Below are 16178 nucleotides of genomic sequence, written 5' to 3'. Positions count from 1 at the left end.
CGACGAGGCTAGCGACCGTTGATGGAGACTCGGTCGAGATTGTGTCGAGATTGCGTGGACGCAGGCCGCAGCATTCAGGCGCGGGGCTGGTGCCTGAACGGCTGCCGCCCCTCCATGCAATCTCCACAGTGGCTCCAAGAAACGTCCATCGGCGGCTTCCAGACTGCGGTTTAGGCGGTCGCACTGGGCGACTGCACGCAGCCGGGCGTTTCGATGAGCAACCGCAGGACCTGGATCATTGCCGCTACGGTGGCCACATTGGCCGCCGGCGCTGGATGGTGGGCGTTTGCCGGCGGCGATGATGCCGCGCTGATCACCGCACCGGCAAGGGTGGCGGATCTGGAGAAGACCGTACAGGCGGTCGGCCGGGTCCATCCCAAGGAGCTGGTGGCGGTGGGTGCGCAGGTGTCCGGCCAAGTCAAGCGCCTGCATGTGGTGCTGGGCCAGCGCGTACAGGCCGGTGACCTGATCGCCGAGGTCGATTCGCAGCCGCAGCGTATCGCGCTGCGCAGTGCCGAGGCGGCCACCAACACGCTGCGCGCCCAGCATGCCGCCAGCCAGGCCCGCTATGCGCAGGCCAGTCGTGCTTACCAGCGGCAGTCGCAGCTGGTGGCATCGCGGCTGGTGTCACAGGAAGGTTTCGAAGCCGCGCGCGTGGCACGTGATGCGGCGCGTTCGGAGGTGGCCGCGCTGCAGGCGCAGATCGACCAGGCCGTGACCCAAGTCGAAACCGCACGGATCAACCTGGGCTATACCCGCATTGTGTCGCCCAGCGATGGCTACATCGTGGCCATTGTCACCAAGGCCGGGCAGACGCTGAACTCGATGCAGACCACGCCGACGATCGTGATGCTGGCGCAGATGGATACAATGACCGTGCGTGCCGAGATCGCCGAGGCCGATGTCGAGCTGGTAGCGCCGGGACAAGCGCTGTGGTTCTCGACATTGGGGCCCAGCGGCCGCCGCTATGAATCCCATCTGCAGCAGCTGGAGCCTGCGCCATCCTCGATTGCCGACGTCGCCTCCGGCAATGCGGGTGGCTCTGCGCAGACGCCGAAGGCGGTGTACTACGCCGGCCTGTTCGACGTGGCCAATCCCGGCCTGAAGCTGAAGCCCTCGATGACGGTGAAGGTGACCCTGCAGCTGGCGCGGGTCGCCAACGCGCTGCAGGTGCCATTGACGGCGCTGGTCGATTCGGATGGCAAGGACGGCAGCCGTGGAACCGTGCGCGTGGTGGACACCAAGGGCCGCCCCCAGCAGCGTGCGGTGACGACCGGCCTGCGCACCGCCACCGCCGTGCAGATCCTGTCCGGCCTGCGCGAGGGCGAGAACGTGGTGGTCGGCCAGGCGCCCAGTGGCGGCGAATCCGAACCGACCAGCCTGCTGGGTATGTGAGCATGTCTGACGCACTGCTGGAACTGCATGGCGTATCGCGCGCCTATCGCTCCGCCGCCGGCGAGGTGGTGGTGCTGAAGGACGTGTCGCTGCGCATCGATGCCGGCGAGTTCATCGCCATCATCGGCCCCTCGGGCTCGGGCAAGTCCACGTTGATGAACATCCTTGGCTGCCTGGACCGGCCGACCGAGGGCAGCTATCGGGTGAACGGCGAGGCCACCGAGCAGATGGCGCCGGACGCGCTGGCACGCCTGCGTCGCGAGCATTTCGGCTTCATCTTCCAGCGCTACAACCTGATGGAGAACCTGAGTGCCACCGAGAACGTGGCGCTGCCGGCAGTCTATGCCGGCGTGGAGGCGGACGTGCGCACTGCGCGTGCACGCACGCTGCTGGAAACACTTGGGCTGGGCGAACGCACCGCGAACCGGCCGAGCCAGCTGTCCGGAGGCCAGCAGCAGCGCGTGTCCATTGCCCGTTCGCTGATGAACGGCGGCGCGATCGTGCTGGCCGATGAACCCACCGGCGCGCTCGATCACGCCAGTGGCCAGCAGGTGATGGCCGAGCTGAAGCGCCTGCATGCACAGGGCCACACGGTGATCCTGGTGACACACGATGCGGCGATTGCCGCCAACGCGGCGCGGGTGATCGAGATCGCCGACGGCCGGGTGGTGACCGACCGCGGCGAGCGGGGATCGCGTGCTGTGGCTGAAACACCCGGGACCGAACGCGGCGTGTCGCCGGTCACCGAGCGCCGCGCACGCATGGATGCGATTCGCGAAGCCGCGCGCATGGCCGTGCGCTCGATGCTGGCCCATCGCCTGCGCACGCTGTTGACCATGCTCGGGATCATCATCGGCGTAGCGGCCGTGGTGACCGTGGTTGCGCTGGGCAAGGGTGCACAGGCGCAGGTTGAATCACAGATCAACGAACTGGGCGCCAGTACGCTGGAGATCTTCCCGGGCTCGGATTTCGGTGACCCGCGCTCGGCGGAGATCGAGACGCTGGTGGTGGGCGATGCGGACCATCTTGCGGCGTTGAGTTACGTGGACAGCGTAAGCCCGAACCTGAGCGGATTGGTGGCAGCGCTGCAGGGCAACCGGCGTGCCAACACCCAGGTGCTGGGCGTGGGGGCCGACATGCCGCGCGTGCGTGGGCTGCGGCTGAAGGCCGGCCGCTTCTTCACCGACGCCGAAGTGGATGCGCATCGCGCCGTGGGCGTGGTCGACCAGAAGGCCGCCAAAGCGCTGTTCAGCGACAGCCCGATTGGCAGCACGGTGCTGCTGGGCGGCATGCCGGTGGAGGTGATCGGTGTGGTCGGGGCCAATGCGTTCGCTGGCGGTGCAACCCCGACGGTCTACGTGCCGTATACCTCGGCGGCCTCGCGGCTGCTGGGCAGCGAGCGCCTGGAGAGCATCACGGTGCGTGTGCGCGACGACGTGCCCACCAACGCCGCCGAGGCCTCGCTGGGGGCCGAGCTGGAGCGGTTGCATGGCCGTCGTGACTTCTTCATCTACAACGCCGACCAGATCCGCAAGGCGGTGATGAAGTCCAGCCAGACCATGGCTGCGTTGGTTTCGGCGATTGCGGCGGTGGCGCTGGTGGTCGGCGGCGTGGGCGTGATGAACATCATGCTGGTCTCGGTGAAGGAGCGCGTGCGCGAGATCGGCGTGCGGCTGGCGGTGGGCGCGCGGCAAGGGGACATCCTGCGCCAGTTCCTGATTGAAGCGGTGTTGATCTGCCTGTTCGGTGGTGTGCTGGGGGTGCTGTTCGCATTCGGCGTGGGTGCGCTGTCCAGCCTGCTGTCGCTGGGTGTGCCGTTCCTGTTCACCGCGGGCCCGGTGCTGGCTGCACTGGCGTGCTCGTCTGCGATCGGGCTTGGCTTCGGCTACTTCCCGGCGCGCAGCGCGGCACAACTGGATCCGATCCAGGCGCTGGCAGCGGAGTAGGCGCAGGCCCGGTGCGGGCATTTGTGGAGCCGAAGGCAACGGCAGGAGCCGTTGCCTTTGGCTCCACAGGAGCAGCCTCAGGATGAGGGGCGCGGATGCGTGCGCACGCGTGCACGCTCGCGATACAGACGGCTGTCGGCGCGCTGCAGGGTGTCGGCCACCGTCTCGCCGGGTGCATGATGGGTCGCGCCCAGCGAGAAGGGCGTGGGTGACTGCCCGGCATGCTGCGCATACCACTGCTCCAGCGCGGCCAGCCGTCCCGGTTCCGGTGCAGTCAGCACCACCATGAACTCGTCGCCACCCATACGCACTACGCTTTCCATTGACCCCAGTGGAGCGCGCAGGAAGGCGGCGAACTCCACCAGCACCGTGTCACCCCGTGCATGGCCCTGGGTGTCGTTGATCTGCTTGAAATGATCCAGATCGAACATCAGGCAAGCCCAAGGCTGGTCGATCAGTTCGTCCAGGCGGGGCAGGAAGCGGCGGTTGTAGCTCTGGGTGAGGGGATCCTTGAAGGACATCTCGCGCAACTGCTGTTCCTGCATCCGCAGTGCGGTGACGTCCTGCGCATGGCCGAGCACGTAGGGTGGGGTGGCCTCGTTGTCGAGCACGTTGTGATACGCCCAGAAATGCCGGGTACCATCGGCGGCGATCAGCTCGATGACGCCGGCATCGGTGTGGTTGACTGCGATGCGTTCCAGATACGCCTTGAACGCGGCCCGCTTCTCCGGCGGCATCAGGTCGCACAAGCTGCGCCCGATCATGTAGCTCTCATCGAAGCCCAGTGACTGCACGGCCGCTGGGTTCACCGAGGTCAGCACGCCCTCCAGCGTGTGGGTGCAGATCAGGCCAAGGCTGTAGTGGAACAACCGCCGGTAGCGGGTTTCGCTTGCTTCCAGTGCATCCAGCGCGGCGCGCTCCTCGGTGATGTCCTGTATGGCCCCGACCAGCCGCGGCCGGCCATCGACCTGCTGCCGGCCTCCAACCACGCGGGTCCAGATGGCTCGTCCGTCGGCGGTGGTCATCGGCAGCTGCACCTCCCACGACGTGCCTTCATCGATGCAACGCTGCACCGCCGTGCGGATGATGTTTCGGCTGTCCTCGCGATAGAACGAGAGCGCAGTTTCGAGCGTCGGTTCGAAGTTGCTGCGCACGCCGTGGATCTGCTTGGTTTCGCGGGTCCAGCGGACCTCGTTGCTGACCAGGTCCATTTCCCAGCCACCCACCCGGGCCGCGCGGTTGGTGCGCTCCAGGAAGTCCTCGCTGCGCTTCAATTCGCGATGCAGGGCCTTGGCCTGGCCGACCTGCGCCATCAGCGTGCTGCGCTGCTCCAGCACCTGGGTGGTGACCCGGGCCAGATGCACCATCAGTTCGCGTTGCGAGGGAGACAGAACGCCCGGCATCGGGTCGAGCAGGCACAGCGTTCCTATGCGCGCGCCATGCGCCGAGCCCAGCGAGATGCCCGCATAGTGACGGATGCGCGGGCCACCGGTGACCAGCGGATTGGTGGCGAATCGCGGGTCCTGGCGCGCGTCCGGAATCTCGAACAGCGCGTCCTGCTGGATGGCATGCGTGCAGAAGGAAATCTCGCGTGCGGTTTCGCTGACGCCTTCCAGCCCGATGTTGGCCTTGAACCACTGGCGCTCGTCGGCAACAACTGAAATCAGAGCCATGGTCATGCCGGTAGCGGCACGCGCGGCGGCGACGATCGCATCGAAAACAGGCTCTGGTGGCGTGTCGAGCAGGTGCAGGCGGTCGAGTTCAAGCAGTCGTTCGGCTTCGTCCATGGCACTTTGCAGGGCAGGGTGGCGAGGGCGGGCGCGGCGGCAGTCAGGTGCTACGGTAGTGCGAACCTTGTTATGTATCGCCACCGACGGGTGATGCCGACGTGAGTCCAATGGGTGCCACGACCACCTTGTGATCGCGCGCACATATTGCTCTTGGCCAGCGTTGGCGGACTACCGCGCCACGCAGCTGACCGTCTTGCGCCGAGCGGGCGCCTTTCGGGATGCTCGGGGCGTGGGGACGGGTCTTTGCGTTGGAATGTCGACCATGGCGGCGGGTGCCCTTGAATGAGGTGCCCGTGGCAAGCCCTTCACAGGAGCGGTAGGGAACCATGACCGGACATGTGCACTGGGTATGGGCACCGATCCGGTTCGCTGCGCGGGGGTCCATTGGTTGCGGGCAATGACTGCGTGACTGCCAAGGCGAGTCAGGATTTGGACGTCCCGGATCTCGTAAAGGGCTTCACCGGGTCCTTCCAATTTGTGGCACGCTCTCACCACGCGCGAGGACTTAGCGATGCGGCAACCCTCGCTGGAGACCACCACGCTGTGATGCTTCAACAGGCCCAGCTGGAAGATGTTCGCAGCGCGGTCAAGCGCTTCAGTGAGTGTGCCTGCAAACATGACTACGTAGAAAATTATAGCGAGGGCAGCAATGGATTTGTGGCGTGCGGGTGAACTCAGGACGAGGAAGAACAGATAGTGGAGCGGTGGAAGAAGCAACAGCATGAGGCCGAACTGCCAGTCCGTCAGGGCCGTAGCCGCCTCATGTGTTCCAATCACCACGAGAACGAAGATGGGCATGTACAGTAGGTACAGTGCCGTAGAAGCAAACGCCAGGGACAGTGGCCACAGCCCCCTCCAAGGGCGTGTGTTCGCTATACGCTCAGCGGTTGCTGAAGGTGTGGTTTTGCGAAGCACCGGGCCCAGTGCGGCAATGGCGCCCAGACCTACGAGAATGAGAAACGCATGGTCATGGCTCTTGCCAAATGCTGTGGCCAGTGACGCGTACAGAAGGAGCAGTGCAACTGCAGCCCCCACAAGGAGTGAGAGAATGCTGTTTAATGCGAGGTGTCGCTCTCGGGACCCTGGGCTACGCGGACCACTCGCGCTGAAGATCATTCCCCTCTGATGCCATTCGACTAGCAGCGCGGCTGGAATCAGCAGCGTCGCTAGGAAAACAAGCATCAAGAGGATGGAAAACACCACGATCGCGATCGCAACCAGACCGATATCGGTCAGGGTGATGCTGGGTAGGAAACGGATGCGCCAGAAGAACACCACCATCGCCAAAGTGCCGGCAGCAGCGAAGGCCCAGCGATGCGCAATGATGACTCCCAGTACTGACGCCGCACGCGACCACAGAGCGGGTTCCTCGCGTGTGGATGAATTCATTCCTGAAGGGTAGGATCCGGGCGTAGACACGGCGCGTCGTCCTTAAAGCGTTGGCTCGGGCCTGCTATCGGCCCAGCGCGCGTGTTCTTTAGCGAGTGCGCTATTCAGTTCCCGGCGGCGTGCTGTCAGCCAGCGCCCGCTACCTCGCTTTCGAGGTCAGCGCCCCTTGAGATTGAGATACAAGCGCGCCCCATCCGTTTCACGATACCCCGACCAACGCCCTCCGCCCGACGCGCGGAAGCGCCCGAATACGGTGTTGCTGGTGTCGGTCAACAGCAACTGGTTGCCCGACAGCACCCAGCGATTGGCCGAGAAGAAGCCATCCGGGCAGCCGGCAGGCACATAGGCACTGTAGCCACCGAACCATTCGATGTTCTTCAGCTCGATCGTGCAGTTGCTGCCGTTCTCCTGGCCCAGTGTCCAGCTGCCGAACAGGTCGCTGTCGCGCACATCGCGGTCATCGCGCCGGCGGTCATGGCCCCAGTCATCGCTGTTGTCGTGGAAGCCGAAGTCCACGTCCATCCTTTTGCTTTCGCTGCGTGTCTCGGACTGCGAGCTGCCGCTGGTGGTGGTCTGGGTGGTCATCGCGCCACTGGTCCGGGTCTGGGTGCTGCTGGATTGTGTGGTCTGTTCGGTGCGGGTGGTTTGTTCGCCGAAGCCGAACGAGGCGTCCTGGGCCAGGGCGGGCAGGGCCAGGCAGCACAGCGCGGACAGGCAGCTACGGGCAAGCGGGGCAGCCATCGCAGGATCCTCGGAAGGGTGGACCGCGCGAGTATCGAACTGGCGGGGCGGGAGACGGTGTGAGGGTGGCTCAATCGGCCATCACCCGCCCAATCGCATCGGCCAGCAGCGCCCGCACCCGATCCGGCGGCAAGTCCGGATCGCGCACTGCACGCATCGCCAGCCCTTCCACCAGCAGCCGCAGCAGCAGGGTCCGGCTGGCAATCCGCTCTTCGTCCACGCCGCGGCCCAGATTGACGTCACGCTGGCGCAGCCAGGCATGGATCGCGGCGCTGGTCTGTTTGTCATGGGTACGCAGCACCTCGGCCAGCATCGGGTCGCGATGCGCCTCGGCGTTGATTTCCGCATACAGCGCCACGCTGGCGATGGCATTGCCGTGGATCGGCAGCACTTCGCCGCGCGCCCATTGCTGGTAGCACTCCAGCAGCCCATCAATCAGATCGGACGCCACCGGCATCTCGCTGATCGAGGCCTGGTCGTGGCGCAGCTGGCGCTCGATCAGGGCCAGGATCAGGGCGCGCTTGTTGGCGAAATAGCGGTACATCAGCCCCTGGCTGATCTCGGCCTCGGCAGCGATATCGCCGATCGAACCGGCATGGAAACCACGGGTGATGAAACACTTCTGGGCAGCATCGAGGATGCGCCGGCGCTGGGCTTCGGCATGGGCGGCGGCAGGGGCGTCAGCGGGTACGGCTACGGCGGGTTTCGGCGTCATTGCGTGAAGTCGGGGCGTCCAGAGGCGGGATAGTACGTCACAAAAGATGTGAATGAACGGTCATTCATTTGTAATTCCCGCCTCCCAGACTGCGCCGGCCTTCTCCTTCCGCGAATGAGTCCGATGCGCCACGCCCTGCTGCACCGCCCGCTGCTCACCCTCGCCATTGCCGCCGCTCTACCGGCGCTGGCCCATGCCGAAGACGCCTCCAGCGCCGGCGCCGCCACAACCGCCGAGACCGCGCGCACTGTTGTTGCCCTTGACCAGGTGGTGGTGACCGCGCAGAAGCGCGCCACCAACCTGCAGGAAACCCCGATCTCGGTATCGGTGGTCGATGCCGAAGCGCTGAAGGACCGCAGCGCGATCTCGCTGGGCAGCCTGTCCGATGGCTCCATCCCATCATTGCGGGTCACGCCGTTCGCTACCCGCAGCTCGGCGTTGAACATCGGCATCCGCGGCATCGGCGCTTCCGGCGACGCCAACCAGCCGGCCCGCGATGCCGGCGTCGGCATCTATGTCGATGGGGTGTTCATGGGCCGCGCACAGGGCCTGGGCAACATGCTCTACGACGTGGAGCGCATCGAGGTGTTGAAGGGCCCGCAGGGCACGCTGTTCGGCCGCAACACCGAAGGTGGCGCGGTGAGCATCGTGACCAAGGCGCCGACCGGCGAGTTTGGCGGCAACGTCAGCGCGGGCGTGTCCAACTTCAGCGGCTACAACAGTGCGCTGCACCTGGATCTGCCCAGGGTGGGCGATGTCAGCTTCAAGATCGACGCCGTGCAGGCCAAGCGCGGTGGCACCACCGACAACCCGATGCGCGGCGAGCGGGACTTCAACAGCTACGACAAGCGTGGCGCACGACTGAGTGCGCTGTGGCAGCCGAGCGATGATTTCTCGCTGTTGTACGCGTTCGACCGTTCCTACGACGCCACCACGCCGTACCACACCCAGGTGCTGGTGCCGGGCGCCTACCTCAGCCCACTGCAGAAGGCGGGTGCCAGCCTGGACCGCCGCGACAGCGCCATCCTCGGTGGACAGCAGGAAGACAACATCGGCCGCACCAGTGGCCATCTGTTGAACCTGTCGTGGGTGTTGAATGACAACCTTGAGCTGAAGTCGATCAGTTCCTACCGCGAACTCACCCAGGGCCAGTTCGACATGGGCCTGGTCGATGCGATTTCCGCCTATGGTGGCGCAGGGACGCCGTTCGGTCGTTACAGCCTGGCGCAGGTCTACCAGCACCAGTACAGCCAGGAGTTCCAGCTGATCGGCAACACCTCGCAGGTGCAGTTCCTTGGCGGTGCGTTCTACTACCACGAAACCGCTGGTGACAATGCGCAGACCCCGAACATGCTGGTGTGGGGGCCGGGTGGCAACAGCTATACGGTGAACCCGGCGACCAATCCGCTGGATCTCTCCCGGGTACGCATCGACCGTGCCAGCAAGGCGTGGACCGACAGCCTGGGTGTGTTCGGCCAGGCCACGTGGACCCCGGAAGCGATGCAGCGGCTGCACCTGACAGCGGGTGGCCGCTATACCCGCGATGACAAGAAGGGCAGCCTGTACATCGTCAATGGTGCGGCGACCAACCTTGCGTTCAAGGATCGCTGGAGCCGTTTCGACCCGATGGTCAATATCGCCTACGACCTCGGCGAGCACGCGATGGTCTATGCCAAGTACAGCACCGGCTTCAAGGCCGGGGGTGCCAACTCGCGCTCGACCAACTACAGCGCGTTCGGTCCTGAAGAAGTGACGGCCTATGAGCTGGGCTTCAAATCGCAGTTCTGGGACAACCGTGCCCGCCTGAACCTGGCCGTGTTCGATTCGACCATCGCGCACAAGCAGATGGACTTCTCACTGCCGTTCGACCCGAACAGCGGCGAAACCCGCACCACCATGGTCACGACCAATGCGCTGAGCGATGGCAAGTCGAGCGGCGCGGAGCTGGAGTTCAATGTGATGCCGATCGACAACCTCACCCTCGGCCTCAACTACGCCTATACGAAGATCGACGCGCAGACCGCGACGGACCCGTTCGGTGCAGGGGTGCAGGTAACGGTCCAGCCGCTGCTGGCGCCGAAGAACGCCGGAAGCCTGTCGGTCGACTACCTGGTGCCGTTCGCGAACTTCTCGGCACTGAAGCTCCATGTGGACGGCAACTGGTCCGATGGCTACTACACCAGCGAGTACGACCAGATGCTGACCGACAGCTCGTTCGTGGTGAACGCACGGGTGGCGCTGGTGGATGTGCCGGTCAACAGCACTGGCACCACCATGTCGTTCTCGTTGTGGGCACGCAACCTGCTCGATGAGCAGCACCTGTTCTACAAGATCAACAGCGCGGCGCTGGGCCAGAGCGGCATCTTCAACGACCCGCGTACCTTCGGCCTGGAAATGGCCGTCAACTTCTGATTCGAACGGAGAATTCCATGAAGCACCGCTCTACCGAACTTGTCCTGGCCCTGATGCTCAGCCTGCCGATGGCTGCGACGGCTGCTGCCGCTGATGCGCCGCAAGTCGCCGCCGCGAAGCCGACGGCCGTTGCGAACGTAAAGCCCGTCGCTGCCGATGCGCAGCGCGTGATCCCGCTGCAGGGCGCCTGGAACGTGCGTACCTTCGCTGGCCTGCAGGGCCGCCACGGTCCGATTCCGGCCGATGCGTTCGTGCGCACCGCAGACCTCGGCCGCCTCACCGATGCCGACCGTGATGCCCTGGCCGCGGCCGGCGTGAAGCTGGATATCGACCTGCGTACCGCCGATGAAGAGGCGCAGTCGCCGGACCTGCTGGCCAAGGATGATCGCTTTGCCTACCAGCGCATTTCGCTGATGGGCACCGAGAAGATGGACCTGCAGAAGATGATGACCAGTTTCCCGGATTCGCTGGGCGAAGCCTATGTGCAGTGGCTGGGCCACAGCCAGCCGCAGTTCAAGCAGGTGTTCCAGCGCATCGCCGCGCAGCAGGACGGTGCCGTGCTGTTCCATTGCACGGCCGGCAAGGATCGCACCGGCATCATCGCTGGCCTGCTGCTGGATCTGGCCGGCGTGCCGAAGTCCGAGATCGTGCACAACTACGCGATCTCCGCGCACTACCTGGAAGGGCAGCCAAAGGACAGCGCGATGAACGCGCAGATCATGGCGCTGGTCAAGCAGAATCCCGAGATCGCCCGCAAGATGGCCGGTATGGCCGGTACCGCACCGGACAACATGGAACAGTTCCTGGCGGCACTGCACAGCCAGTACGGTGGTGCAGAGGGTTACCTGAAGTCAATCGGGGTCAGCGAACAGGAGATCCAGCAGTTGAAGGTACGGCTGGGGCAGGCTGGCTGAAGACTGCCAGGCTGAAGGCAGGTGCCGGACAGCCCGGCACCTGCCGTGCGTCATCACGGCTGCGGTGGCGCTACCAGGATGGCGGCATCCAGCACCGGGAATGTCTGCGGTGCCTGGCCGGACGATGCAACCAGGCGGATCTCCAGCGTGGTCGTTCCCCCATCGGCGGCATTCAGCGCCTGCAGGGCCCCCAGTTTCTGCGGCAGCGGCACCGCGAACGTGGTTGGGTGGCTGTGATCCATCCCGGCCATGGTCGGCCCGAAGAACGATACGGTGCCGGCGTAGTACGGACTGTCGGCCGCCACGGAGGCGGTGCCCGTAGGTGCGTTGATCAGCACGTCGAACTCGCGCGTATTGTTCAAACCGCGTGGTCGCTCCAGGGTCACTTCGGCAATCAGCTGGCGCGGGCCCGATGTGGTCAGGTGCGCGCGCACCGCCTCATTGGGGACAGCCACGCGGACGGCGCCATCGGAGCGTGTGCCGCGCACCAGCCGCACCGCGCTGGCAGCTGCTGGCAGCGCGACCGCCTCCAGCAGGTCGTTGCGGCGCGCGTAGACGTAGTCGTAGTCGAAGGCCGTGGTGGAGAAGAACGCGCTGGCCGGACGCTCGCCAACGGGCTTGCCCTGTGCATCGACGAAGAACCGGAACGGTTCGTTCATGAACTGACGCCGCTGGTCGACGTTGATGGGCATGATCGGCTTGCCGCGGGATTGCTGCAGCTGGTTCCAGACATCCCACAGGCGGTCCATGTTGGCGTGATGCAGGTAGAAGATCGGATCGAGTGGCGACAAGAAGTTGGTCATGTTGCCGTAGGGGCCGGGATCGACCGCGCCGACGCCACCGATGCAGTTGTGCACCTTGTTGTGCGGGAATCCTTCCAGTACCGAGAATTTCGTGGCGCCGTCAGGCTGCACCACGTGCGAGGCCGTACGCGAGCTGGTGAAGCTGCGGCTGACATCGTCGTTGTAGAACTCGACCGGCGACAGCCCCGCGTGGATGGTGTCGGGAGACACGGCCGAAGCGGTCTTTGCATCGAAGCCGGGATTCTCGCGCCAGAGGTAGCGGGCGCCGCAGGTGATCGCATAGGCCGCATTGCCCGAGATGCCGGTCTTTTCCGCGACGCTGTAGCCGGTCACATCGTTCCAGACATCGTCTGCAGTGAGGTAGCCGCGGAACTTGAGCTGGCCGCGTTGGCCTGCATCCAGCGTGTCCCAGTAGCGCTGCAACGCCGGGCGCATGAACCGGGTGAAGACCGCCAGGTTGCGGGTATACGGTGCATAGGCGCTGTCAGTGGGCGTCAATACGCCGTCGAACATCGCCGGGGGAATCCGTGGCAGCTCGGTCCAGTCCCAGTAGGGCATGGCGAACTGCGGATCACCGCTGAGCGTACGGATGGTCTGTTCGAAGTAGCCGACATAGCCCCGGTGCCAGACATAGAACCACCAGTTGCCGTGCGGGCAGTCCATCAGATGCACGAAGGCGTTGCGGAACCAGTTGCGTGGATCGTCTGCCGGCAGTGCCAGCATGGCCTTGATGCCACGCGCGTAGCTGGCCAGCATGCGCTGGCCTTCGGGGCTGGTGACGTTGTAGCGGTGGTAGCGCGCCTGCGCGGCCTTTCCGGCCGGTGCGGCGCCGCTGGCCCAGGCTCCGGGCGCCACCAGTGACGCCAATGAAGCGCTGGCGGTGGTGGCAAGAAAATCACGACGTGTGTAGCGCATAGCCTTCCCCCTGGTGATTGGTTGAACCGCGTTGGGTTACAAATCACTGGCAGGGCCGGCGGCAGTGTGGCGGCCGGCCCGACGGGGACATCCAGCCCCGCCGCTTCCACCGGCAGGTGCAACGATGGCAGGGGTGGAAGCGGCGGTAGTATAGGCATGGCAAACAGAGCTGATCTGCGAAGCAGGCCACAGTCGCAGGCGCGTACACATCTGCCCGGCTGAAGCTGTTCACCGTCGTCGTTGCGACGTTGTCGATCAGCCAGGCATGGCCTGGCTCTACGGGTCGGGTTTCACCCTTGCCACCCGTTTCCGGTACTCGTACACGTTGTCACCGCGTATGCGCTTTTCCTCGGTGCCGGTGACCCGGCCCACCTGCTGGTCTGAACCGGTCACGGGCTGCGCCTCGATTTCGGTCTCGTGCTCGAAGGAATGCGATTTGTCGGTGTTGCGGTAATAGCGGTACAACGCCCAGTACAGCGCGGTTGCGCCGGCCGGACCTGCCGCCAACAGCCAGAGGCCACTGTCGTCGCTCATGTCGATGCCACCAGGAAGGCAATTGCGAGGGCTTCAATGACGGTGCCGGTGGCAAGGGCCGCCAGCAGCATCTTCCATTGCTGCACGGGCACGCTGCCCATGGTTTCGCCGGTACGGCCGTTCACCGCGATGTAGTGCAGCATGCCGCCGTTCTTGCCAGGCTGATGGTACGAGTACAGCCAGACCGGCAGGTACATCGACACCCAGCGGGTGCCATGCACCTCCAGCTGTTCCTGCTCCCAGCGCACGCCGCGATTGTAGCGCTTCACCGAGCCTTCCACCTGTGCGCGGGCAATCGACAGCAGCTGGTCTTCCAGCCGCGGCCGCAGCTTTTCCACATCCAGGTTGCGCTTCTCCGAAGTGAAGCCGGCCAGGTAGGAGGCGTTCCATTTCACCGCGTTCTTGGTATCGAACGGCAGGATGGTGTTGATGATGTTGTTGGTGTTGGCGCGGGTATCCAGATTGCCGCGCTCGGCCGAGGATTCCAGCGGAAGATCGTCGACGGTGAAATCGACCTGGCGTTCGACCTGGTAGACATCGGCGTCGTAGAGGGTGCGCTTGTTCTTCTCGCTGCCGACGGTGTACTCACGCGTCTTGATCTCGCCCTTGCCGGCCACTGCCGCGCTGACATTGCTGTCGACGATCATGTAGGGCAGGAACACGCCCACCACGTTTTCAGGGGTGAACTGGTCCTTGAACGCCTTCAGCGCGAACATCCGGCGCTTGTCGACGAACTGGCGGATGCGCGCGACCGCATCGTCCTTCTTGATGTGGAAGGGCAGCACCGCATCGGGTACCGCGCCATTGGCAATCTGCTCGTTGACGCCGAAGACGTGGCGGCACCAGTGGCAGCGCGCCGTCATCGTGCTTTCGGTGTTGACCGTAACTTCTGCGCCACAGCCCGTGCACTTGAAGGTCATCAACGCCGAGGTGTCGGCATCGATGTCGCGTGCGCCGGAGGCGATGACGGTGCCGCGCAGCTGGTCGATGGCCTCGCCCAGCCCGAACTCCTCCTCGACGCGTGCGCCATGCCATTCGTGACGGCAGTACAGGCAGACCAGGATATCGGTACCGGCCTTGGGCCGGATGTCGGTGGCGCCGCACTTCGGGCAGCGGTTGAGGCCGTCCTTCAGCTCGCTGGCCGAGGTATCGATGGCCACAGGATCGGGCGCTTCCACTTCATCGCGGATGGCCTGTGGCAGTCTCGAGGTGTCCAGCGGGAAGCTGCCGGGCAGGGGAGGGACGTCCTGCGGCGAACCGGGCCCATCCAACGACGCCGCCGGCAAGGGCGGCGGCGTCGCGGGTGCGGATCCGGGCAGCGGCGGTGGGCCGTTTCGGGGATCGGACATGTTCGTTGTGCGTCCTGCTGTTACAGGCCCAGTGCCTTGGCTTTCAGGGCGTCATAGTCGCTCTGGGTGATCAGGCCCAGGTCGAGCATTTCCTTGGCCTTCTTCAGCTTGGCCACCGGATCATCCGCGGCCGGAGTGACCGGCTGCTGCATGCCACCCACTCCGAACATGCCCGAGGCCATGCCGACGCCGACCAGGCCGGCCGCGCCGCCGTTCTCGCCGGCCGACTGGATGCCCTGGGCGACACTGGCCTGCAGGTTGGAATTGCCGCGCGAACCGGACAACGCATCGGCGCGCTGCACAGTCTTCAGCAGTTCGCGGGTATTGGCGTCGTATTCAATCGAGACGATAGCGGTCCTGACGATGGCCAGGCCACGGTCGGACTTCCACTGGTAACCCTGTTCGACCGCAGCCGACAGGCTCTGCGCGAAGCCCAGCGAGTCCTGCTGCAGCTTGGTGATGCGGTTGCCCTTGCTCGGGTCGTTGGTATACAGGCTGAAGGCCGGCGCCAGCGAACCGACCACTTCATTGAACAGCTGGCTGGCCGCGGCGTTGTCCAGATCGGTGAAGTCGAACACCTGTCCCGGCTGCAGGTAGCTGGCCGGTACGAAGTTCTTCACGAACAGGATCGGGTCGACGATCTTCAGCGTGTACGAACCACGCGTGACCGCGCCGACCTGGGTATTGAGGAAGCCGTCGTCCCAGTAGATTTCCGACTGGGTGCCGAAGCGGTTGTCCGGCAGTTCCTTCAGCGAGACAAAGTAGGCCGCCTGCTGCGAGCCCGGCTGGCCGCCGAACTTGAAGCGCTCCCAGCTCTGCTTGATGAAGGTGCTGACCAGGCCGTTACCGGCGAAGATCGACTGCGAGTTCAGATCGTCCGAACGCCACTCGTAGCCGCCCGGTTCGGCGACGAACGCGGTGATCGCGCCGTCCTGGAACAGCAGCAGGCCATAGCCCTCCGGCACGATGATCTTCGAGCCGTTGGTGATGATGTTGGACGAGCCGCTGGTGTTGGAACCGCGGCCGGCATTGGTGCCCTGCGGCACCGCCGCGAACAGGGCCGCCGTGGACGGCAGGCCCGCCGGCACGGTGTAGAAGTCCTTCCACTGGTCGGCCAGCACACCGCCAACCGCACCCTTCACCGCCTGTACCAGACCCATGACCAACTCCCTGTGATTCGAGGGCAGGCACCATGCCTGCCGAGCTGGACTGAATATAGCAGTGGCCGGGGGCGGCTGTGGTGCCGGTGGGTGAATGGGCACCGTGGAACCTCTG

12 protein-coding genes are annotated in these 16178 nt (G+C 65.0%); 4 read left to right on the top strand and 8 right to left on the bottom strand.

All coding sequences use genetic code 11. The features are described from left to right. Positions 1-213: 213 nt before the first annotated feature. Positions 214-1395, top strand: coding sequence for an efflux RND transporter periplasmic adaptor subunit (locus ACSYS9_RS13050; RefSeq protein ID WP_071228331.1), 1182 nt, complete (start codon positions 214-216; stop codon positions 1393-1395). Between the two features lie 2 nt (positions 1396-1397). Beyond that, positions 1398-3341 (top strand): MacB family efflux pump subunit, encoded by a 1944-nt coding sequence (locus tag ACSYS9_RS13045; protein ID WP_071228330.1) that lies wholly within the window; start codon positions 1398-1400, stop codon positions 3339-3341. 77 nt (positions 3342-3418) lie between these two features. On the opposite strand, the gene ACSYS9_RS13040 is transcribed toward ACSYS9_RS13045, so the two are convergent. The 4 genes from ACSYS9_RS13040 to ACSYS9_RS13025 form a co-directional block, all read right to left on the bottom strand. Beyond that, positions 3419-5128 (bottom strand): sensor domain-containing diguanylate cyclase, encoded by a 1710-nt coding sequence (locus ACSYS9_RS13040; protein ID WP_071228329.1) that lies wholly within the window; start codon positions 5126-5128, stop codon positions 3419-3421. A 171-nt stretch (positions 5129-5299) separates the two neighbouring features. Then, on the bottom strand, positions 5300-6520 hold the full coding sequence (locus ACSYS9_RS13035) for a hypothetical protein (protein WP_143048196.1): 1221 nt from the start codon (positions 6518-6520) through the stop codon (positions 5300-5302). A 156-nt stretch (positions 6521-6676) separates the two neighbouring features. Beyond that, on the bottom strand, positions 6677-7261 hold the full coding sequence (locus ACSYS9_RS13030; RefSeq protein WP_071228327.1) for an AprI/Inh family metalloprotease inhibitor: 585 nt from the start codon (positions 7259-7261) through the stop codon (positions 6677-6679). A 70-nt stretch (positions 7262-7331) separates the two neighbouring features. Then, positions 7332-7976, bottom strand: coding sequence for a TetR/AcrR family transcriptional regulator (locus tag ACSYS9_RS13025; RefSeq protein WP_071228326.1), 645 nt, complete (start codon positions 7974-7976; stop codon positions 7332-7334). A gap of 123 nt (positions 7977-8099) precedes the next feature. Here ACSYS9_RS13025 and ACSYS9_RS13020 point away from each other — a divergent pair, with 123 nt between their 5' ends. Further along, the gene (locus ACSYS9_RS13020) at positions 8100-10388 is read left to right on the top strand and encodes a TonB-dependent receptor (protein ID WP_071228325.1); all 2289 of its coding nucleotides are present in this window, start codon (positions 8100-8102) and stop codon (positions 10386-10388) included. 17 nt (positions 10389-10405) lie between these two features. After that, positions 10406-11302 carry a tyrosine-protein phosphatase gene (locus ACSYS9_RS13015; protein ID WP_071228324.1) on the top strand — a complete coding sequence of 299 codons (897 nt, stop codon included), beginning with the start codon at positions 10406-10408 and terminating at the stop codon, positions 11300-11302. 53 nt (positions 11303-11355) lie between these two features. On the opposite strand, the gene ACSYS9_RS13010 is transcribed toward ACSYS9_RS13015, so the two are convergent. The 4 genes from ACSYS9_RS13010 to ACSYS9_RS12995 all read right to left on the bottom strand — a co-directional run bounded on the left by ACSYS9_RS13010 (position 11356) and on the right by ACSYS9_RS12995 (position 16063). Then, complete coding sequence (locus ACSYS9_RS13010) at positions 11356-13020, bottom strand: tyrosinase family protein (RefSeq protein WP_071228323.1); 1665 nt, start codon at positions 13018-13020, stop codon at positions 11356-11358. Between the two features lie 276 nt (positions 13021-13296). Beyond that, on the bottom strand, positions 13297-13554 hold the full coding sequence (locus ACSYS9_RS13005; RefSeq protein ID WP_071228322.1) for a hypothetical protein: 258 nt from the start codon (positions 13552-13554) through the stop codon (positions 13297-13299). Next, entirely contained in the window at positions 13551-14903 is a 1353-nt protein-coding gene (locus ACSYS9_RS13000; protein ID WP_071228321.1) for a hypothetical protein, read from the bottom strand. Before ACSYS9_RS13000 ends, ACSYS9_RS13005 begins: the two co-directional genes overlap by 4 nt. 20 nt (positions 14904-14923) lie before the next feature. Then, complete coding sequence (locus ACSYS9_RS12995; protein ID WP_071228320.1) at positions 14924-16063, bottom strand: SPFH domain-containing protein; 1140 nt, start codon at positions 16061-16063, stop codon at positions 14924-14926. Between the last annotated feature and the right edge of the window lie 115 nt (positions 16064-16178).

This window comes from Stenotrophomonas sp. STK17_22, assembly GCF_051983905.1.
Taxonomy (GTDB): domain Bacteria; phylum Pseudomonadota; class Gammaproteobacteria; order Xanthomonadales; family Xanthomonadaceae; genus Stenotrophomonas; species Stenotrophomonas maltophilia_A.
The sequence above is the reverse complement of the archived record's forward strand: the minus strand, read 5'-3'. Positions and strand labels throughout refer to the sequence as shown.